This window comes from Oribacterium sp. FC2011 (assembly GCF_000701645.1).
GTDB lineage: Bacteria > Bacillota > Clostridia > Lachnospirales > Lachnospiraceae > Oribacterium.
The window spans coordinates 86,487-105,686 of record NZ_JNJM01000002.1; the positions used below are offsets into that span (position 1 = coordinate 86,487).

Below are 19,200 nucleotides of genomic sequence, written 5' to 3' on the forward strand. Positions count from 1 at the left end.
CCGGTGGATTTCAGTATATTTAGAGAAAATGTGAAGAAAATGCAAGGGATGGGTGGCAAGGCTTGCGAGTATTTATCAGCGTTTCGTAAGAAATGCTGATGCCCCAGCCGGCGAGGCTGTTTCGGCATAAGCCGAAATCAAACGAAAATGCCTGCGCGTAGCGCATTCTAATGGCATTTTCTCATTGCTATCTCGTGGGCCGTCACACGTCCCTTGCATTTTCTGTACCATTTCACTACTATCCGGTTTCACCCCACCCGGAACTTGTACCCGATGCCCCAGACAGTGGAGATCTCCCATTCCATGTTGCCGGAGATCTTTTCGCGGAGGCGCTTTATGTGAACGTCCACGGTGCGGCTGTCACCGGCGAACTCGTAGCCCCATATGTGGTCAAGCAGCTGTTCACGGGTGAAAACCTGATTCGGAGATGAAGCAAGGAAGAACAGAAGCTCCAGTTCTTTTGGCGGCATCTCTACGGCATGTCCTTTATAGAATACGGAATAATTTGTTTTATTGATGATGAGATCCGTATACTCTATGTAGTTTCCGCTGCGAAGTGCTTCTTCACCTTCGCTGACGGCATGGCTGCGTGATGAATCTGCTGCTGTCAAAGTAGTAAGCTCCTGTTCGTGCTGATATCTTCTGAGAACAGCCTTTACACGAGCTACAAGCTCTTTGGATTCAAAGGGCTTTATCATGTAATCATCAGCCCCAAGCTCAAGTCCAAGTACCTTGTCAAAGGTTTCGCCCTTTGCGGAAAGCATGATCACCGGAACCTGACTTGCGGCGCGAAGTCTTCTGCACACTTCATAGCCGTCGATGCCGGGAAGCATGAGATCAAGGATCACAAGATTCGGTTTATATTCAGGAAAGAGCCTGAGAGCCTCTTCGCCGTCTTCGGCACACATGGTGTCGAACATTTCCTTTTCGAGATATAAGGAGATGAGCTCTGAAATATTAGAGTCATCATCTACAATCATAATTCTTTGTTTTTCAGCCATTTCCCCACCTCACTTCTTAAACACCACTATGGTAACACCATCCTGACCTTCGCCGAACTCTCCGAGACGGAAAGACTCAACGTACTTCAGCTTTTTAAGCTGCTGGTGAACTGCCTTCCTGAGGGCGCCGGTTCCGCGTCCGTGGACCACACGGGCCTGCGGAATATGAGAAAGATAAGCATCATCCAGATATTTCTGGAGCTCGGGAATGGCTTCGGCTGTGGTCATGCCGATGAGATTGATCTCCGGAGATATGCCCATGGTCTTCTGCATGCGGATATCTCCGCCGGATGTGCTGCCTTTCTTTTTCCTGCCCATATTTTCAAGTCCGGGACCGGTTACCTTGCCGGTGTCCACAAGTTCTATATCCCTTACGGATACCTTGGTGCGAATGATTCCGGCGGTTACATAAAGCTCTCCTTTATGATCCGGAAGCGTGGATACTGTAGCATTGATATCCATGGATGCAACATGAACGGTATCGCCGATGCGAAGGCTCTTTGCGGAAACAGGCTTTGACGGCCCCTTGATCTTCTGGGATACTGACATGCTTGCCTGGGTATCCTTCAGCTTTTTGTTCAGGGCAGAACGTGTCTTCTCAGCTTCAAGGGTGGCGGCACCGTTCTGCTCCTGACGTCTCAGTTCCTTGACTATGCTGTCTGCGGTTTCCTTTGCGTCCTGAAGAATCTGGGAGGCTTCCTCACGGGCCTTCTGGAGTATCTTGTCACGTCCTTTTTCGACACCCTTGGAGTTCTCTCTTGCACGTCTCTTGTATTCTTCAATCTCGGCCTTATAGCGTTCGATCTCCTGTTTTTCACGCTCTATGGTTACGCGGCTTTCTTCAAGACTCGCGATGACATCTTCAAACTTAACGTCCTCTTTCTCGAGGCGGCTCTTTGCATCATCGATGATGTAAGCCGGAAGTCCCAGCTTCTGTGATATGGCGAAGGCATTGGACTTGCCCGGGATACCTATGAGCAGTCGATAAGTGGGGCTCAATGTTGTCACATCGAACTCGCAGGAAGCATTTTCAACACCGGGAGTTGAGAGAGCGTAAACCTTTATTTCCGCATAATGGGTGGTGGCAACAGTCCTGGTCTTCATGTTGTGAAGGAAATTAAGTATTGCCATGGCAAGGGCGGCACCTTCCGTAGGGTCGGTTCCGGCACCAAGCTCGTCGAAGAGACAAAGGCTGTGACTGTCTGCTTTTTCAAGTATCTTAACTGTATTCGTCATGTGCGCAGAGAAGGTGGACAGGCTCTGTTCGATAGACTGTTCGTCACCGATATCTGCGAAAATTTCTTCAAAAACTGAAAGCTCGGAGCCCTCGGAAGCCGGGATGAAAAGTCCGGACTGTCCCATGAGCTGAAAAAGACCTATGGTCTTGAGGCAAACGGTTTTACCGCCGGTGTTGGGACCCGTGATAACCAGCATGTCGAATTCCTTACCGAGATAAACGGTGGTTGGTACAACCTTCTTTGGATCGATAAGCGGGTGCCGTCCGTTAAGGATGGAAATGTAGTACTTATCGTTAAGCTTCGGCATGGTGGCATGCATGGACTCTGCAAATTTTGCCTTTGCAAAAACAAAATCCAGATGTGCCAGAATTGCGATATCATTTCTTATGGTTTCTGTATGAGGCATGAGGGATCCGGATAAGGTCTCCAGAACCTTCTCGATTTCCTTCTTTTCTTCTGCCTCCAGTTCCTTAATGTCATTGTTGAGCTTCACGATGCTCATGGGCTCTATGAATAATGTTGACCCCGTTGAGCTCTGGTCGTGAACCATGCCCTGAAAGCTTGATTTATACTCTGCCTTTACCGGAAGACAGTAACGTCCGTCACGCATGGTGATGACTGCGTCCTGAAGCATTGATCTCGAGCTGTTGAGAATGCTGTTGAGAGAAGTGTGTATGCGCTCCTCGTATACGTGCTTCTTTTTACGCACGGAAAAAAGACCGGCGCTGGCATCGTCAGCAACGGTGTCCTCGGAAAGGATACAGCGGGTGATTTCTTTATTAACCGGTGAGAGGGGTTCAATGTCTCTGAAGTAGCCTGAAAGGCTGTCATCACTGCCCACAATTTTTAATTGTGGGAGCCGCGCGGCTTTGAGCGGTTCAGAAGAATCCGTAAGGATTCTTTCTTTGCCTACAGTGTCCTTGAGCTTCTCAGGATCCGGCTGGTTTTTCGTGTAGTGAGCATTAAGCCGGACAGCTCTCGGCACAGGTTTCTTTTCCTCAGGTGCCTTCTCGGAGTCTCTTGCATAGGCCTTTGCACGGCCTGCGGCAGTGAGTACTCCGCTTATCTGAAGGAGCTCCGGTATGGAAAGAGATGCAGCGATATCAAGTCGTTTGAGACTGTCATTTACATCTCTGACTCCCGAGAAGGAGATATTGCCATGGAGCCCCAGACGAAGCAGGGCAGCATCTGTTTCCAGAAGATTCTGCTCGATTTCGTTAATGTCTACAGAGGGCAAAAGCTCTTTGACCAGATGTTTACCCATGGGAGAGTTTGCATATCCCTCGAGGCGTTCCTTTATTTTATTAAATTCCAATGTGTTTAAAGCTTTATCATTCATGCAATTCAGTATAGCAAATGAGGAAGGCTTTTGCCACTTACTAAAAGCTGTCGGTTTTCGTGCTGCCGGGTTATCCACCGGGGAAGGTTCTCGCCGGCGAGAACCTTTCCCGATGGATAACCCGGTGGAATTCCGTTTGCACTTTCTTGCGTGTATCCTACAGGTTGTATATAATAAGTGCTATGGGAGAAAACGACTTTATAAAAGAGAATATTGTGGGACGAAAAGAGGGCTGGAAAAAGACGACCAGGCACTATATCAGGATTGCTTTTTCGGCACTTTTATTTGGTGTACTCAGCGCCGGAACATTTGCGGCTACAAGGCCGTTGTTTTCCGATTTTTTCCATAATGAAGAGCAGGAAACGGTTAAATTTGAGACAGGATCAATGCCGGAGGAGACTGAACCGGAAACTGAAATCGGGTCAGAAACCACAGAGGAGGTTACCGAGCCTTCTGAGGCAGAAACCACAGAGGAGGTTACTGAATCCCCTGAGCCGGAAACCACAGAGGAGGTTACTGAAGCTCCGGAAACGGATACTGCCGTTGAGACTGTACCTATAGAAGAAGTGGTAAGGGACGAAGTACGTAACTATGAGTACAATATCGAAGATTACAAACGCCTGAACAACACATTGAAAAAGGTGGCTCTCAGCGCGGATTATGCTCTCACAGAGGTCAGGAGTCGTGTTACAGATACGGACCTTTTTGGAGAGCATGTAAAATCAGGAAGCAGTGCCTCAGGTGTGATTATAGCCAGAACCTCCGGGGAGATACTTATCCTTACAACAGATTCGGTTCTAAAGGATGCAGGTGATATTGAGGTGGTATTCTATGGAGGCAGAACCTACAGCGCTTCAGTTAAGGCTGTTGATGAAACGGATGGAATAGCGGTAGTCACAGTTCCTTTATCAACCATTACATTCAGGGACAGTCAGGTTATCAAAAACATAGAGATCGGTGATTCTTCAATGCTTCAGAGGGGAGATATGATCCTTGCGGTGGGAGCCCCTGCGGGAGCCTACGGTTCATCCACCGTGGGGTCTGTAGCTTCAGTTTCCTACGATGAGATCCAGGTAGACGGCTATTTTAAGGATATGATCGCAGATGTAGACATTGACCCGAAGTATGGCAGCTTTGTTATAAATACTGCCGGAGAGCTGGTGGGATGGCTTGATTCGGATGAAAGTGATGCAGAGGGTTATCACAGAATAAAGGGTATTTCGGATTATATCGATGAGATTGAAACCATCTCCAATGGTACGAGATATCCGTATCTCGGTATCAGAGCCCAGGAGCTCACGTCCGATATTACCGATGAAATCACTGAGGCGGATTTTCCGAAGGAGGGGCTGTATATCCAGTCCTGCGTCAAAAACTCTCCTGCCTATAATGCAGGTATTCAGAATGGGGACGTTCTTGTGAAGTTAAATGATGAAGAGATCAAAAGTATCTCTGACTATGAAACTGCACTCAGGAAGCTGACCGGTGAAGAGCAGGCCGTGATCACTATCATAAGGCAAAACGGATCGGGGTACCAGGAGGCTGATTTCTCGGTGACCGTTGCGGGAAGATAAAAAACATGATAGTATGAGCAGCGTGCCACGGCTTCGGTAAGCGGCATACCCGCCCGAAAATGAATCGGTTTTCAGTGCGGTAACTACTCATAAACAAAACCCTAACTTATTAGAAAGACAGATTGTATGGAAATAAACGAGTTTTTTAAAGAAATGAACGGAGATTCCGCCGGTGCGCCGGGGATGAGATTTATCGAGAATTTTTATGACGGAGCAAGGGTTTCGGACGTATATCTCGTAAAGACAAAGAATGCAGCTCTTACAAAAAACGGTAAAGAGTACCTCAATGTGATCCTGCAGGACAGAACAGGTCAGGTAGATGCCAAGGTCTGGGAGCCCAATTCTCCCGGAATCAGTGATTTTGATGTGCTGGATTATGTTTATGTAGAGGGTAATGTTACTGTTTACAACGGCAGCAACCAGTTAAGTATTCAGAGACTGAGAGTTGCAAAGGAAGGATCATTTGATCCGAAGAACTACCTTCCGGTGTCTTCAAGACCGGCTGCGGAGATGGAAGCATCCCTTAGTCAGTTTATAAAATCCGTTAAGAATCCGTACCTCAATAAGCTTTTAAATATCATATTTATGGAGGATGCAGATTTTCATAAGAAATTTATGCTTCACAGTGCGGCAAAGTCGGTTCATCACGGTTACGTGGGAGGACTTGCGGAGCATACATTATCTGTGGCCGGTATATGCGATGATTTTGCCAAGCGCTATCCTGATCTTCACAGAGACCTTTTAGTGACTGCGGCTCTCTGCCATGATATCGGTAAGGTAAGGGAACTTACAGCATTTCCGAGAAATGATTACAGTGATGAAGGTCAGCTTATCGGACATATAGTTATCGGATACCAGAGGATAACAGAAGTCGCAGGCAGTATCGAAGGGTTCCCCCCAACTCTTGCTGCGGAGCTTGGACACTGTATCCTGGCTCATCATGGGGAGCTTGAGTTTGGTTCACCAAAGAAGCCGGCACTTATGGAGGCTATGGCACTGTCTTTTGCGGACAATGTTGATGCCAAGCTTGAGACCATGAGAGAGGCTCTTGATGCGGCGGATAAAAACGGAAAGGCTTCCGAAGGAGACGGATGGATAGGATTTAACCGTCTTATCGATTCAAATATGAGAAGAACAAGCAACGAGTCCTGAAAAAGGACTCGTTTTTTTATACCTTATGATTTATTCTTTAATCGTGTAAGAATTCTATTCTATTTTTGTAATATTTATTTTCATGTAATTTCTTAATATATATATCCTTTCGTGCCGATGTTTCCTATAGGGTTATTGAGAGCCCACGATTTGCTTTTTAATCGTGGGAGCCACGCGGCTTAGAGCGGTTCAGAAGAATCCGCAAGGATTCGTGTATAGTGGGATTTTATATAAAGAGGGTAGTATGGATTTTTCAAGATACAGTCAGGATATAATCAAAAAGGTAGATTCCCTGGAAGAGAACAAGAAAGAGGCGTTGGAGTCAACCTTACGGGTGTGCAATGAACTTCTGCAGGTTTCCAGAAGAAGAGGCGATAAGTCGCTTTCAAGTCTGTGTAATTATTATATTGCAAGATACTACTATAATAGGGGCAACTGCAGTGAGTGTGTGAGATATCTGAAAAAAACCATCAAAGATGCTACTGAGTCTGATTCCAAGCTCGAGCTGTGCCGTGCCATAACACTTTTGGCCAGTGCATTCACAAGACAGGGCAATAAGTCCAATGCAATGCAGTGTCTGTCCACTGCCATAAGGATTTCCGAAGAAAACATTGAAAAACACAAGGAGTTTGCACATATACTGATCCGTTCTTATCTGGATCTTTCCGATATTTGCTATAACATAGGCAACTATAATGAGGGTATCAAGTTTCAACTTGCCACGGAGAGGTTTTTCTACCTGATAAACAGGGAAAATTTTTACCCGCTTTACTATGTGCGTCATCTTTGCTCTCTGGTGAGATGTTATGTGCTTTTGGGTGATACCACAAACGCCGGAGACATTATCACACAAATGGATAATTATGTTCAGGAGAATAAGAGTATTTCCTTTGAACCTTATATTTCCGTTGCCCATATTGTGTGGAATGAATTTACAGGGGACCATAAGTGGGATGATGCTTATATCGGTAAGATTAACAGCTATTTTTCCTCAAAGAATTTTAAGGGGGATTACGTTTCGGAGTATTTCTTTATACTGAACATTCTGGCGGAAAATGAAAGTTATGTGGATTATTTCAAGAATCTTTCCATAAAAATGGAGAATTTCCTGAATTATACGGATCTTTACGGATTCAAGCAGGAGCTTTGCAATATAAAGCTCAATTTCTATGAGAACAGCCAGAATAACAGCAGGAAGTTCGAGGAACTTGAGAAGTTCCGCGAGTATTCCAATGCGGCTTTGCATGCTCAGAATCGTGCCATGAGTTTACTGATTGAAGTTGATGTTATGGACTTTTTGGATTATGATTTCAGAGCGGCTTTAGAGAAACGTACAGTAGAAGATGACCTGACAGGGCTTCCAAACCGTAAATCTTTTAATGATATGGCAGACAGGTTCTTTGAAAGATGCTCGGCTAAGCATATGACTTTCGGAATCGCCATGCTTGATATCGACAATGTGAAACGTATAAACGATATGTATGGTTATGGAACCGGTGATCGTTGCCTGGTGGAGTTTTCCAATGTCCTTAAGAGATATGTATCAGAACATCTTTATGCTGCAAGATACGATGGCTCGGAGTTTGTATTACTTTTTGAAGACTATAGTGATGATGAAGTTATAGACCGTCTGAGAAGCATAAATGATGATATCCTGAAGGCTATACGTGTGCAGCAGCTCCCGGAGTTTACACTGTCCCAGGGAATATGCATTCACAAACCGGAAAATTACAACAGGATATGGGACTATACCTCCTGCGCAAATCTTGCTCTGGATAAGGCCAGACTGACCGGTACAGGCCAGGCGGTTCTGGTTCATGACAACATAGAACTGAACACCGCTAAAAGTGTCACCCTTAATGTTGCCGGAAAGGTATTTATCGAGCGCAGGTAACGGGATAGTTGTTCAGAGGTTGGCTTCATCCGGAGATAGACCTGGAGGCTAATGCTTCCACCGGAGATTTTCAGATGAAAAAGAATGAACAGTTTACAGTTACAATAGAAGATTTTTCAAGTGAAGGACTCGGCATCGGTAAAACCGATGCCGGGTTTGTGTGGTTTATAAAGGATACTGTCATCGGGGATACGGTGCTGGCAGCAGCCACCAAGGTAAAAAAGAATTATGGATTCGCAAGACTTATAAAGGTTTTGGAAAAAAGTGAATTCCGTGCAGAACCGCCATGCCCCATTGCCGGGAAGTGCGGAGGATGCCAGCTGCAGCAGATGAGTTATGAGGCTCAGCTGAAGTTTAAGCAGGATAAGGTTTATAATGATCTGCTTCGCATCGGTGAGGTGGAGAAGGAGGTTCTGGACGAGACATTTGAACCTGTAGTTGGTATGGCTGATCCTTTCAGATACCGTAACAAAGCCCAGTTCCCTATAGCAAGGAACAAAGAAGGGAAGATCATCGCAGGTTTTTATGCCGGCCGGACCCACAGCGTTATCGAGTGTGAGGACTGTCTCCTGGGAGTAAAGGAAAACAAGATCATACTTGATAAGATCATCGCATGGATGGAGCGCTATGACATTGACCCTTATGATGAAGTTTCAGGTAAGGGGCTGGTTCGGCATGTGCTTATCAGAAAGGGCTTTAAGTCAGGGGAACTGATGGTGTGCCTGGTGATAAACGGAAGGGCGCTGCCGTACAGGGAAGAGCTTGTGGAGGTGCTGTGTGGAGGGGATGCGAGAGTTGATTCCCTAAGCTTCAGTGTCAACACTGAAAGAACCAACGTCATCATGGGCACCAAGATTGATGATATCTACGGTCCGGGATACATCGAGGATTCCATCGGAAATATAAAGTTCCGCATATCTCCGCTCAGTTTCTATCAGGTAAATCCTATGCAGACAGAGCAGATGTACGGTGCAGCACTTGAGTTTGCAGACCTGAAAGGGACAGAAAACGTCTGGGATCTTTACTGCGGAATCGGCACCATTTCTCTTTTCATGTCTCAGAAGGCGAAAAAGGTTTACGGTGTTGAGATAATCCCTGAGGCCATCAGAGATGCAAAGCAGAACGCGGAGCTTAACGGCATTGCCAATGCTGAGTTCTATGTGGGAGCCGCAGAGGAGGTGCTTCCCGAGTGGTACAAACAGCATCCGGAAGAGCGCATAGACGTGGTGTGTGTAGATCCGCCCCGGAAAGGCTGCGATGAGAGAGCATTGGCAACCATAGTAGAGATGTCACCGGAGAAGCTTGTGTATGTAAGCTGCGACCCGGCAACATTAGCCCGGGATGTAAAGTATCTGAGGAATCATGGGTATGAGCTTAGGAGAGTAAGACCGGTGGATAATTTTTCGCAAACGGTTCATGTGGAGACTGTCGTGGGACTGCAAAAGGTGAAGTAGTCGAAGTCCTTGAATTTACGCACTTTTTCGAGCATTTCACGTTTGAGAAGCAGCCTATGCACTTGGTGAACTTCAACGCAGAGATAATGATATTATTTCGGCACTAGTACATCGAATAATAAGTATCTGACACATTAAGTATTGCCTTATCGCAGAAATACTAGCCTTGCATGACAACAAGGATGCATCAGAAACTTAATTTATGCTGTACAAGAATCGGGAATAACTGTTTCTGAGCCGGCAGATGATATTTTCTGCGTGGAGATGAAACGTCATTTTGTATAAGGTATTTATGATTGCATTCATTTTGCGGCATCGATTGAGGGATTTAATCAGGTAAGATATGAAAGAAATGCTGCTGTCGGTGAGATTTGACAGCAGCATTTTTGAACAGTTTTATGAAAAAAAATCAGCTGGGATCAGCTTCGTAGTGATCTCTGATACCGTCCAGATCCTTGCTTCCGATCCTTGCGTGGAAATTCGGGTCCTTCGGAATATCCGGATTCCGGCCGAGATCAGCGGCTGCCCGACATGAGACAATCTGAAGTGGAATGATGTATTCCCAGCAGGAGAAAAGCGGATCCTCAGTAAAATCCACAAGGCAGTATCTATCTGAGATACACCGGATTCCGTCGGGAGAACCGATGAGGTAGTTGTGTGGTGTCCATTCCCCGAGGATTTCGATCAGTTTCTCGGTCCGCTCCTTGTAATCGCCTTTGGATGCAAGGTAGAAAAGGTAGGAATCTTCGGTAATGGAATTATAGATTCCGTGGAAAAACTCTTCAATATCGTATCCGGTAACTCCCTGACGGACAGTCTCCAGAATTTTCAAGGCACCTTCCAAAACCGATCCGTAATTGTTATCATATCCGACAACAATGATACGCCTTGCAGGAAGGAAATCTTCACGGATGCATTCATACCACTTGTCCGCCGCAAGGATAATATTTCCGAGATTATCGATAACTCGGATCATCCTCTGATAGTATGTCTGTGCGGTCGTTTCGGAAATCTCTCCTTTTGCAAGGGCAAGTTCAGTCAGCATGATCTCAATCGTAAGTGTGGAACCGGCAAAGCCTTTTGTTTTTGCTCCGCACTTCTCATTATCCACACAGATTCTTGTCTTTGTATCTGCATGACGGAAGATCAGAGCGCTGGGGTTTTCGGATACCGCTGCGGTGAAAAGCCCCTGATTCTTAGCTGAATCCAGTCCCTCAACCGTAGAAAGACTCTGCCCTCCCTGAGAGATTCCGATCACAAGTGTGTTTTTATCGAATACTATCTCATTCCGGTTAAACTGTGTGGGATACATGGGAAATACCTTTTTTTGCAGGACTTCTTCAAGGTATCTTTTGGCATTCACACCAGCGTGATAACTGGTTCCTGAGCCGAGAAGATATATTTGATCGATAGTTTTATCTTTGTAGAATTCCACAAATTCCCGTACAATTTCTTTTCTGGTGTCGATAATACGGTGAAGCACAGCCGGTGTTTCACAGATATAATCATACATTTTTGATGTGCTCATTATAATATACCAACAACGGAGCCCAGCACTCCTACAAGGATGATACCCCAGAGAAGTGTGGTCGTCTTGAATCCTTTCTGTAAAAGTTTGTAGATGATAAAGGTCAGGCTTAGAGGGAGAAAACCGGTGATGATTCCGTCGAAAATGTCCTGAAGAACAACTTCTGCGCCTCCAACAGTGATGACAAGCGGTGTGGATAGAGAAATCATGGAAGCACACATGGAGCCGACAACCGTAAGACCGAGAATTTTTGCTGTTTCTGTCAGAACTGCCACAGCACCTCCTTTTGTCATGCTTTCAAGGAAGCTGATGCCGCTCTTATAACCGATTTCAAGACCTTTGTATCGAACGAAAAAATTTGGAATATTGTAAATCAGGAGAAACAGGATCGCGCCGAGAATACTGCCTTTGGCTGCGATAGAACATCCTATGCCCGCACCGATAATGCGGAGTGTTCCCCAGAAGAAGGAATCACCGATTCCTGCGAGTGGACCCATCAACGCTGTCTTCACTGCATTGATGGATTCTTCATCCGGTGTTTCGCCGCGCTCTTTGGCGGATTTAAACTGTTCTTCCATGGCGATTGCGGCGCCGGTGATAAAAGTTACTACTGCAGGGGTGGTGTTGAAGATTGCAAGATGACGTTTTAGTGCAGCTCTGGCTTCTTCTCCTTCCGGATACAGTTTTTTCAGAGCAGGAGCGATACCGAAGGCAAAACCCAGGTTCTGCATACGATCGTAACAGAAAGAACCCTGAAGAGGAAAAGATCTCCAAAAGGTTTTTCTGAAGACATCTTTGGTCATAACCGATTCATTGTTCGTGGTTTGATTTTCCATATTACAATTCTCCTCCCAAATCATCCGACATTTCAGATGGTTCTGCATAGGACACAATCGGTGTGGTTGCCTTTGCAGCCATAGTATAGTGGTAGATGGTATATGCGATTGCTGTTCCGATGACAGCGGCTCCGACGGTATTGACACCCATCAGTGCAGTGATGGCCCAGCCTATAAAGAAAAATGCTGCGTTCTTTTTATCGAAGAGAAGCTGCATGAGAATGGCAATTCCGAGTGCAGGAAGCATACCGCTGGCGATGCTCAGACCTTTGATGACGCTCTGCGGAATCCGGTCTACAAAAGCACCTATTACGGAAGATCCGAGAAGCGATCCGGCAAAAACAAGAACAAAATAACTGATAAAAAACAGTCCTGCACCGCACCAGAGAGCACGGTCAACGCCTTTATAATCACCTCTGTCAGCTGCTTTATCAGCCTGACGTACAAAGGCTGCATTCAGAGTACGGTCGAGAATACCGACAAGCTGACCGAGAGTTGCTATAGGCAGTGCCAGCGCAACTGCAGCACTGATGTCCAAGCCGGAAATAATGGCAAATGCTGTTGCGAGAATTGTTCCGGATATGGTATCCGGTGGTGTAGCGGATCCGATTCCCGCAACACCCATCATGACAAGTTCCAAAGATGCACCTATTACTATGCCGGTTGTAAAATCACCGAGAATCAGTCCAACCAGCGGTCCGAGAACAAGCGGACGGTCAATCATCATGATTCCGAAAACACGGCTATCCCAAATGCCGATGCCGGCGAGAAGGCCCAATAAAGCCGCCTGAATAAAGCTCATAATTTCACCTTTCCTTTTCTGTGTTTATCGATTGTAAATGTTTCGTATTTCCTCCGAAGAGAGTTTTTTTGATGACGGTACCGCCTGCATGTATAGTTCCAACCCTTGGGATTCCAATTGATTCATAATTCGGATGTCATCTGAATTCATGTAGGAGTTCATGTCAATCTGCTTCTTTCCTTCTCCGCTTCTAAGGCCGCCCATCAAAACGGTTTTAACAGCATTTTCTGTCTTTGAAATGACATATTCCGCGTCATTCATGGTTTTTGTTAGTATAAGAATACGACGTGATGCATGCTTGGGGTTATTGATCACATTGACAGCACCGTCCAGAGATTTCATGGATAGTGTGACACCGGGAGGACAAGCCAATCGAAATGCCGTTTGCATTGTTGTATCGCGAATAACATCGTCATTAGCAATCAGAATCACGTCTGCTTTCAGAAAACTGATCCAGGAAACGGCAACCTGGCCATGAAGAAGACGGTCATCAACTCGAAGTACCGTTATCATTGTGTGTGTTCCTTTCTGTTTGTTTGAGTGAAATGCGACAGTACAGAAAATGCTTTTTACAGTTCATCGCTGTCAGCAAAAGCAAGACTGTCTGAACCTGTGGAATAATCGGATGATGATATGGTGGAATCGCCGACGATCTGAATTGTTGTTCTTGAATCCGCGATAATTTCTTCAATCAGACTGCGATCTTCCATAAGATCACCGGTACTTTCCAGTACGGCGATTTCGAGGAGAAGCCCAAGATTCAGGCCCGAGACTATGATAAGATTCGTATGCGTATTCAGCATGGAAAGAGCCGATCTGGTAGTGCTTCCGCCGGGGATATCGGTGAGGAGAACTATCGTTTCGTCCTTTGGATAGTGACAGAGAGCATTTTCAAGCATGGAATTAACCATGTCGGCGGATGAATCCGGTTGAATGCTCAGTGCGAGGGGAATTGCAGCTTCACCGATGATCATACGACAGGACTGCGTGATGCCCTTGGAGAATTCTCCGTGTGTCAGAATGATGATGTTTTTCATAGTGCCTCCTTTTTTCGCCGTGTGTACAGGGCTTGTTTCAGAAATTTCTGAGTTTCCGTAATATACTGCGGAATAATTGAAAACAGGACTGCGTATTTTCTGGAACCTGCTTTCGAAAATTGATTTAATTGCAATTAAATGTATATACATTTGAATATAATATAAGATGACACGATTGAAATGTCAATACATTAACATGCTATTTTGTATATACAAAGTTATTTGACTTTCGAATGGCAAAATAGTATTATTTGAGTGGATGTATAGACAAATATGATGTTCGCATATTCTTTTGAACAAAGAAAAAACTGGATGAAGGGTCAACAAATGAAACAGAAGACACAATACCAAAGGATCTTTGAGTATATTTCTGAACAGATTGCTACGGGAACTCTTCTGCCCGGAGATCAGCTTCCCACGGAAATGCAGCTCTGCGAACGTTTTGGGGTGAGCCGGATGACGGTCAACAAGGCCCTGGGAGAACTGGTTCATCAGCATTATATTCGAAGGATTCCGGGAAAAGGTTCTTTTGTAGAAGATCCTGAGGCAAATGTATTAAAAGAGGTGACGAATCTGGGCCGATCAAGTTTTTCCAGCGATATTGAGGGTATACATAAGAAGCCTGGGGCAATTCTGGTTGATTATCGTGTGATACGGGCTGCAGATGCAGCGGATGCTCAGAAAAAACTTGGACTCCGGGATGAGGAGCTGATACATTTCATCTGCAGGATTCGAACCATAGACGGAGTCCGGACTGCATTGAGCAGAACCTATATTCCGATAAAGTTTCTGCCGGCACTGGATGTCAATTGTCTGGAGCATTCCCTATATCAATATCTGGATCAACAATATGGCATCCATCCGGTCGCTGCGGATTACACTTTCCGTGCAGTGATGTCTGACAAACATCAGCAGGAATTACTGGAGATTGAACCGTGTGCACTTCTGGTTTCATGTCATGTCAGTGGGGCAGAACCGGGAAAACGGTTTGAATATACCGAGACTTATTACGTTGGCAGCCGTTATACATATCATTTCAATCTTGAGAATAAAAACTGAACACATTGATTATGAAATACAAAGTATATGTCTCTTTATTGATGATTCGGTTTCAGTAAATCCTGATCTGGCGCTCTTTTTGATGATCAACGTAAAGGTCGTCCTGTTGAGATTACCGATGATGCAGTTGCATGGATCATCGATGTTGCCTGCCAAAGACCTGCGGATCTTGGTTATTCTCAGGAACTTTGGACACTGAAAAAGTTACAGGAGGCGGTCGAAAAATACCTTAAGCAATACGTAGGAGACTTCTACAGTATCGCAGAAGACAAGGAAATGATTTATATAGGGACAGAGTTACCCGGGGAATATGCTGGATCTGTTTACACAAAGAAGCTAAAAGGAGCAGTTGCAAAAGCTAAGGCTAATGCCGCTCAGGTTTTGCCGGAGATGATTGAGATTGCTACAAACGGTATTTTTGAGAATAACCGAAAGGCTAAGCACGGCAGAGATGCAAAGAATGGTTGGTACCGATATGAGACTAGATTTGCTGTTCCGATATTTAATGAGGATGGGGAAGTGGTTCGATACAATATATTTAAAGGTCGTTTGCTTATAAGACATGCTTCAAGTGGGAAGAAATACCTATATGATGTTTTAGAAATAAAAAAAGAAACGAGCAAGTCCTGTCAGGCATAAGCCCTACCCGGTGAAAACCCATTTCCTTATTAACGATAATAAAGGGATTTTTCTGATCAGTCAAGAAAAATTGAAAGGAATATTATGAAGAAGACTAAATGCTATATTTATACTCGCGTATCTACGGCCATGCAGGCAGCCGGGAACAACACCAGAAAAGGAGAATGCTATTACTGAGGCACTAAAGTTTTTTAAGATGATATAAGTTTGAGGACAGGGAATAAAAAACCTGTCCTTTTTCTATTATTAAAAAATGCTTGGTAAAGTGGTTCGTATAGAAATATCATTGACAAAACTAACAGTGTTAGTATAATAAGACTAACAGTGTTAGTTTATAAGGAATGGGAGTAAATATGCCAAGAACAGGATTATCTAAGGAAGAAATAATAGAAAAAGCTGCTACATTAGCAAATGAAAAGGGGTTGTCATATTTGAGCGTTACAACTCTTTCTGAATATTTAGGAATCAGAAAACCTTCTTTATATAATCATGTAAAATCAATAGATGACTTACACTATAGGCTTATGATCTATGGTTGGAAGAAGGTTTCGGATGAGATAGTTGCAGGAATTGATTCAACCAGTCCAAAAGAAAAACTCAAAAATTATGGCATAGCATTTTACAGATTTTCTATGGAGAATCCGGGTGTATTTGAGGCGATGCTTTGGTATAACAAATACTCTGATGAAACTTTACTTGAAGCTACAGAGGGCTTGTATTCATTCTTCTTTGAACAAACAGATAGTCTTGGTATAGATAGAGAGGTGGCAAATCATTTGCTTAGAACTTACAGAGCTTTTCTTGAAGGATTTATCATGCTACAGATCCATAATTCTTTTGGCAATCCGATTTCTATTGATGAAAGCTTCGAGATATCTATGAATGTACTGATATCTGGTATGGAGCAGTATAGGAGATGACTATTGTTGTTATCTCCATATTGTTGCAGTAAAGGAAGAATACAGAAGTTGTGGTATCGGTAAACAGCTGATGAAGTTTTTTGAGGATAATGCTTCCGATTCTTCTTCGGCAAAATATTTTTTAACTGTAGATGATTTTAACCCGGGAGCGAGGAAATTATATGAAAATCTGGGGTATAAGTGTGTCGGAGAACTACCTGATTTTTATAAAAAGGGGATAAACTGCTATCTGATGATGAAAAGAAGAGGGTAAAGATATGAACTATAGAGTTATTGATAAAGAAACCTATTACAGGAAGGGGGTATTCCGGCATTTTACGGAGGATTGCAAGTGCTCGACTTCTATGACGGCAAGGGTTGATGTGACGGAGCTTGTTAAGTGCTCGAAGGAGAGTAACACGAAGTTCTATGTCAATTTCCTATATATCCTTTCCATGGTATTGAATTCCCGGGATGATTACAAAATGGGGTATCTCTGGCAGACTGAGGAACTGATCTGTTATGACAGGATTAACCCTACGCAGTATATTTTTCATGAGGATACCGAGACCTGTACGCCGGTATATACAAGTTATGATCCGGATTATGCCGCATTCTACAAAAATGCTGTCTCTGACATAGAGAAGGCAAAACAAACGAGGGAGTATGGCCTTGATATGGAAAAGCATCCGAACTGGTTTGATGCTTCCTACATTTCATGGCTGTCCTATGATTCCCTGAATATTGAACTGCCAGATGGATTCCTCTATTTTCTGCCGATCATCAACTGGGGGAAATACCGTGAGGAAAACGGGAGACTTTTGATGCCGGTGTCGGTTCGTATGAATCATGCGATAGCGGATGGGTATCTGATTGCGAATGTATTCCGCCTGCTTGAAAAAGAGATGGCTGCGTTTTGCAATGGTAAAGTGAAGGATGAACAGATATGATAGACGGAACTATTGCCCGAAAAATGAATACTGTCACCGAGTTTGGAACGAGATTTGATACTGCTGCGGATTTTGTATTCGTAGTAGTATGCTTGATAAAGCTGCTCCCGGTGATAAGTATGCCGGCATGGTTGTGTATATGGATCGTAATAATTGCGCTGATAAAGATAATAAACATCATTTCGGGACACATTGGTACAAAGAAAGTTGGTGGCGGTTCATTCAGTGATGAATAAGGTGACAGGGGTATTGCTTTTTATACTGCCTTTGACATTTCCCATAGTCCCACTAAAGTATTTGGCGATTCCGGTATGTGCGGTTGCGACTTTTGCGGCAGTTCAGGAAGGGCACTTTATCAGGACAGATCCGGACATAAAATGACAGGATATTAACTTCCTAAACAGGTATACTGATCATACAAGGGCGCTGGATGTCCGGGTGACATCCGTTTAGCGCGGACAGAAACGGAGTGTAGACAGGAGAGCTGACGATGAAGAAGTGGTTTGATGAAGAGTATGAGTTTACGGTTGAAGTGACAGGCTTTCTCAGGGGAGATCACACAGAGCGGTACTGCCGAAACGGAGAAGAGATAGGCGATACATACACCTGCACATACGGATGCCCGGTAAACAAAGATGGATACGGAATCTGTTCCAAAACCATGATGCTGCTGTATCCGTTGATGGAGGCTGTTCGAAGTGGCGGAGATCTTGAAAACCTTGGTGGAGACAGCAAGTACACGAAAACTGTAGTTTGCCCGGATGGCTGCGTTATGTTCCGATTGACAGCAAAACCTCTAGGGAATGAGAACTTCCATAAGGGAGGATATTGGAAAGATCCGGAGGGCGCAAATCGTCCGGGGGACGATTGCTCTGCGCCGACCGAAGTGGAACGGAGAGAGTAGGAGGAGAGGGCTATGGAGTATATCAGGGTTACAAAAGAGAATCTGGAAGAGGAGCATATCTGCTGTGCCATATCCAACAATAAAGATGTACAGGTATCTTCAAAGAAGGCGTGGCTTGCGGACAGATTTGATGAGGGGCTTGTATTCTTAAAAAGTGTGGAGCGCGGGAAATGCTTCATAGAATATATTCCTGCAGAGCATGCATGGAATCCAATCGAAGCACCTGGGTATATGTATATAGACTGCCTATGGGTTTCCGGTTCTTTCAAAGGTCATGGATATTCAAGCGACCTGCTTTCCGAATGCATCAAAGACAGCAAGGAGAAGGGAAAGAAAGGACTTTGCATTCTTGCTGCAGCAAAGAAAAAGCCGTTTCTGGCTGATCCGAAATTCCTGAAATATAAAGGCTTTGAAGTCGGTGATGAAGCTGATAATGGGATACAGTTATGGTATTTGCCGTTTGAAAAAGGAACCGAGAAACCAGTGTTCAAGGAATGTGCCAGACATCCCCACATAGATGAGAGCGGTTATGTTCTTTACTATACGAATCAGTGCCCATTTAATGCAAAGTATGTACCGGTTCTGGAAGAAACCGCTGAGAAGAACGGTATATCATTAAGTGCTGTAAAAATTGAAAGCAGAGAAGATGCTCAGAATGCACCGACTCCGATCACGACGTATTCGCTATTCTGTGATGGGGAGTATATCACGAACGAGCAGATGAATGATAAGAAGTTCTTAAAGTTGGTAAACAATTCTTGTTGCAACTAATGACAGTAGAGAGAGTTTGTTCTTTCGCGCAAGCAATGTCTGTGTCCAGACAAAGCCTGTGCAGCTCGTTGGGAACAACCCCCAATCCCCGGATGATTTTATGTTTCAATTGACAAAAGATGA

Annotated in this window: 19 protein-coding genes; 12 read left to right on the forward strand and 7 right to left on the reverse strand. The window is 44.6% G+C overall.

Annotated elements, in window-relative coordinates; translation table 11 throughout:
- Positions 1-248: 248 nt before the first annotated feature.
- Entirely contained in the window at positions 249-1,001 is a 753-nt protein-coding gene (locus T357_RS0101765) for a response regulator transcription factor (protein ID WP_031548034.1), read from the reverse strand.
- A gap of 9 nt (positions 1,002-1,010) precedes the next feature.
- Positions 1,011-3,503, reverse strand: a complete 2,493-nt coding sequence (locus tag T357_RS0101770; protein ID WP_242840045.1) for an endonuclease MutS2 — start codon at positions 3,501-3,503, stop codon at positions 1,011-1,013.
- A 290-nt stretch (positions 3,504-3,793) separates the two neighbouring features.
- Here T357_RS0101770 and T357_RS0101775 point away from each other — a divergent pair, with 290 nt between their 5' ends.
- The 4 genes from T357_RS0101775 to rlmD all read left to right on the forward strand — a co-directional run bounded on the left by T357_RS0101775 (position 3,794) and on the right by rlmD (position 9,652).
- Positions 3,794-5,152 (forward strand): S1C family serine protease, encoded by a 1,359-nt coding sequence (locus T357_RS0101775; protein WP_197027291.1) that lies wholly within the window; start codon positions 3,794-3,796, stop codon positions 5,150-5,152.
- A gap of 183 nt (positions 5,153-5,335) precedes the next feature.
- Complete coding sequence (locus tag T357_RS0101780) at positions 5,336-6,304, forward strand: 3'-5' exoribonuclease YhaM family protein (protein ID WP_031548040.1); 969 nt, start codon at positions 5,336-5,338, stop codon at positions 6,302-6,304.
- Between the two features lie 244 nt (positions 6,305-6,548).
- Positions 6,549-8,198, forward strand: coding sequence for a GGDEF domain-containing protein (locus T357_RS0101785; protein WP_031548043.1), 1,650 nt, complete (start codon positions 6,549-6,551; stop codon positions 8,196-8,198).
- A 74-nt stretch (positions 8,199-8,272) separates the two neighbouring features.
- Complete coding sequence (gene rlmD, locus T357_RS0101790) at positions 8,273-9,652, forward strand: 23S rRNA (uracil(1939)-C(5))-methyltransferase RlmD (RefSeq protein WP_031548045.1); 1,380 nt, start codon at positions 8,273-8,275, stop codon at positions 9,650-9,652.
- Between the two features lie 409 nt (positions 9,653-10,061).
- Here the strand turns inward: rlmD and T357_RS0101795 are convergent, their stop codons facing one another.
- From T357_RS0101795 to T357_RS0101815, 5 genes are read right to left on the reverse strand one after another with little or no spacing between them, the layout of a single operon-like run.
- Positions 10,062-11,180: an SIS domain-containing protein gene (locus T357_RS0101795; RefSeq protein ID WP_242840046.1), complete on the reverse strand. Its 1,119-nt coding sequence runs from the start codon at positions 11,178-11,180 to the stop codon at positions 10,062-10,064.
- Positions 11,180-12,016 (reverse strand): PTS system mannose/fructose/sorbose family transporter subunit IID, encoded by an 837-nt coding sequence (locus T357_RS0101800; protein ID WP_081828006.1) that lies wholly within the window; start codon positions 12,014-12,016, stop codon positions 11,180-11,182. The genes T357_RS0101795 and T357_RS0101800 overlap by 1 nt, the downstream gene beginning before the upstream one ends.
- 1 nt (position 12,017) lies before the next feature.
- On the reverse strand, positions 12,018-12,818 hold the full coding sequence (locus tag T357_RS0101805) for a PTS mannose/fructose/sorbose/N-acetylgalactosamine transporter subunit IIC (RefSeq protein WP_031548051.1): 801 nt from the start codon (positions 12,816-12,818) through the stop codon (positions 12,018-12,020).
- 24 nt (positions 12,819-12,842) lie between these two features.
- On the reverse strand, positions 12,843-13,331 hold the full coding sequence (locus T357_RS0101810; RefSeq protein WP_031548053.1) for a PTS sugar transporter subunit IIB: 489 nt from the start codon (positions 13,329-13,331) through the stop codon (positions 12,843-12,845).
- Between the two features lie 56 nt (positions 13,332-13,387).
- Positions 13,388-13,855 carry a PTS sugar transporter subunit IIA gene (locus tag T357_RS0101815; protein ID WP_031548055.1) on the reverse strand — a complete coding sequence of 156 codons (468 nt, stop codon included), beginning with the start codon at positions 13,853-13,855 and terminating at the stop codon, positions 13,388-13,390.
- 327 nt (positions 13,856-14,182) lie between these two features.
- Here T357_RS0101815 and T357_RS0101820 point away from each other — a divergent pair, with 327 nt between their 5' ends.
- The 8 genes from T357_RS0101820 (at position 14,183) to T357_RS0101855 (ending at position 19,077) form a co-directional block, all read left to right on the forward strand.
- Complete coding sequence (locus T357_RS0101820) at positions 14,183-14,914, forward strand: GntR family transcriptional regulator (protein ID WP_031548057.1); 732 nt, start codon at positions 14,183-14,185, stop codon at positions 14,912-14,914.
- A gap of 276 nt (positions 14,915-15,190) precedes the next feature.
- Positions 15,191-15,553: a hypothetical protein gene (locus tag T357_RS0101825; RefSeq protein WP_049962205.1), complete on the forward strand. Its 363-nt coding sequence runs from the start codon at positions 15,191-15,193 to the stop codon at positions 15,551-15,553.
- A gap of 353 nt (positions 15,554-15,906) precedes the next feature.
- Complete coding sequence (locus T357_RS0101830; protein WP_031548061.1) at positions 15,907-16,473, forward strand: TetR/AcrR family transcriptional regulator; 567 nt, start codon at positions 15,907-15,909, stop codon at positions 16,471-16,473.
- Positions 16,474-16,492: 19 nt separating this feature from the next.
- Positions 16,493-16,726, forward strand: a complete 234-nt coding sequence (locus T357_RS22295; protein WP_442944857.1) for a GNAT family N-acetyltransferase — start codon at positions 16,493-16,495, stop codon at positions 16,724-16,726.
- Positions 16,727-16,730: 4 nt separating this feature from the next.
- Complete coding sequence (locus T357_RS0101840) at positions 16,731-17,402, forward strand: CatA-like O-acetyltransferase, family 3 (protein ID WP_031548065.1); 672 nt, start codon at positions 16,731-16,733, stop codon at positions 17,400-17,402.
- A complete protein-coding gene (locus tag T357_RS19855) occupies positions 17,399-17,638 on the forward strand; it encodes a CDP-alcohol phosphatidyltransferase family protein (RefSeq protein ID WP_049962208.1) in 240 nt (79 codons plus the stop codon). The genes T357_RS0101840 and T357_RS19855 overlap by 4 nt, the downstream gene beginning before the upstream one ends.
- Positions 17,639-17,892: 254 nt before the next feature.
- Positions 17,893-18,306, forward strand: coding sequence for a TIGR04076 family protein (locus T357_RS0101850; RefSeq protein WP_044915874.1), 414 nt, complete (start codon positions 17,893-17,895; stop codon positions 18,304-18,306).
- Positions 18,307-18,318: 12 nt separating this feature from the next.
- Positions 18,319-19,077, forward strand: coding sequence for an N-acetyltransferase (locus T357_RS0101855; RefSeq protein ID WP_031548069.1), 759 nt, complete (start codon positions 18,319-18,321; stop codon positions 19,075-19,077).
- The last annotated feature ends 123 nt before the right edge of the window (positions 19,078-19,200 follow it).

Excerpts from the sequence above, each read along its gene's own strand:
- T357_RS0101825 (WP_049962205.1), top strand. The coding sequence starts at position 15,191 with ATGATTTATATAGGGACAGAGTTACCCGGGGAATATGCTGGATCTGTT.
- T357_RS0101830 (WP_031548061.1), top strand. The coding sequence starts at position 15,907 with ATGCCAAGAACAGGATTATCTAAGGAAGAAATAATAGAAAAAGCTGCT.
- T357_RS0101800 (WP_081828006.1), bottom strand. The coding sequence starts at position 12,016 with ATGGAAAATCAAACCACGAACAATGAATCGGTTATGACCAAAGATGTC.
- T357_RS0101765 (WP_031548034.1), bottom strand. The coding sequence starts at position 1,001 with ATGGCTGAAAAACAAAGAATTATGATTGTAGATGATGACTCTAATATT.
- T357_RS0101815 (WP_031548055.1), bottom strand. The coding sequence starts at position 13,855 with ATGAAAAACATCATCATTCTGACACACGGAGAATTCTCCAAGGGCATC.
- T357_RS0101810 (WP_031548053.1), bottom strand. The coding sequence starts at position 13,331 with ATGATAACGGTACTTCGAGTTGATGACCGTCTTCTTCATGGCCAGGTT.
- rlmD (WP_031548045.1), top strand. The coding sequence starts at position 8,273 with ATGAAAAAGAATGAACAGTTTACAGTTACAATAGAAGATTTTTCAAGT.
- T357_RS0101850 (WP_044915874.1), top strand. The coding sequence starts at position 17,893 with ATGAAGAAGTGGTTTGATGAAGAGTATGAGTTTACGGTTGAAGTGACA.
- T357_RS0101795 (WP_242840046.1), bottom strand. The coding sequence starts at position 11,180 with ATGAGCACATCAAAAATGTATGATTATATCTGTGAAACACCGGCTGTG.
- T357_RS0101770 (WP_242840045.1), bottom strand. The coding sequence starts at position 3,503 with ATGGGTAAACATCTGGTCAAAGAGCTTTTGCCCTCTGTAGACATTAAC.
- T357_RS0101840 (WP_031548065.1), top strand. The coding sequence starts at position 16,731 with ATGAACTATAGAGTTATTGATAAAGAAACCTATTACAGGAAGGGGGTA.
- T357_RS0101820 (WP_031548057.1), top strand. The coding sequence starts at position 14,183 with ATGAAACAGAAGACACAATACCAAAGGATCTTTGAGTATATTTCTGAA.
- T357_RS0101780 (WP_031548040.1), top strand. The coding sequence starts at position 5,336 with ATGAGATTTATCGAGAATTTTTATGACGGAGCAAGGGTTTCGGACGTA.
- T357_RS0101805 (WP_031548051.1), bottom strand. The coding sequence starts at position 12,818 with ATGAGCTTTATTCAGGCGGCTTTATTGGGCCTTCTCGCCGGCATCGGC.
- T357_RS0101855 (WP_031548069.1), top strand. The coding sequence starts at position 18,319 with ATGGAGTATATCAGGGTTACAAAAGAGAATCTGGAAGAGGAGCATATC.
- T357_RS0101785 (WP_031548043.1), top strand. The coding sequence starts at position 6,549 with ATGGATTTTTCAAGATACAGTCAGGATATAATCAAAAAGGTAGATTCC.
- T357_RS19855 (WP_049962208.1), top strand. The coding sequence starts at position 17,399 with ATGATAGACGGAACTATTGCCCGAAAAATGAATACTGTCACCGAGTTT.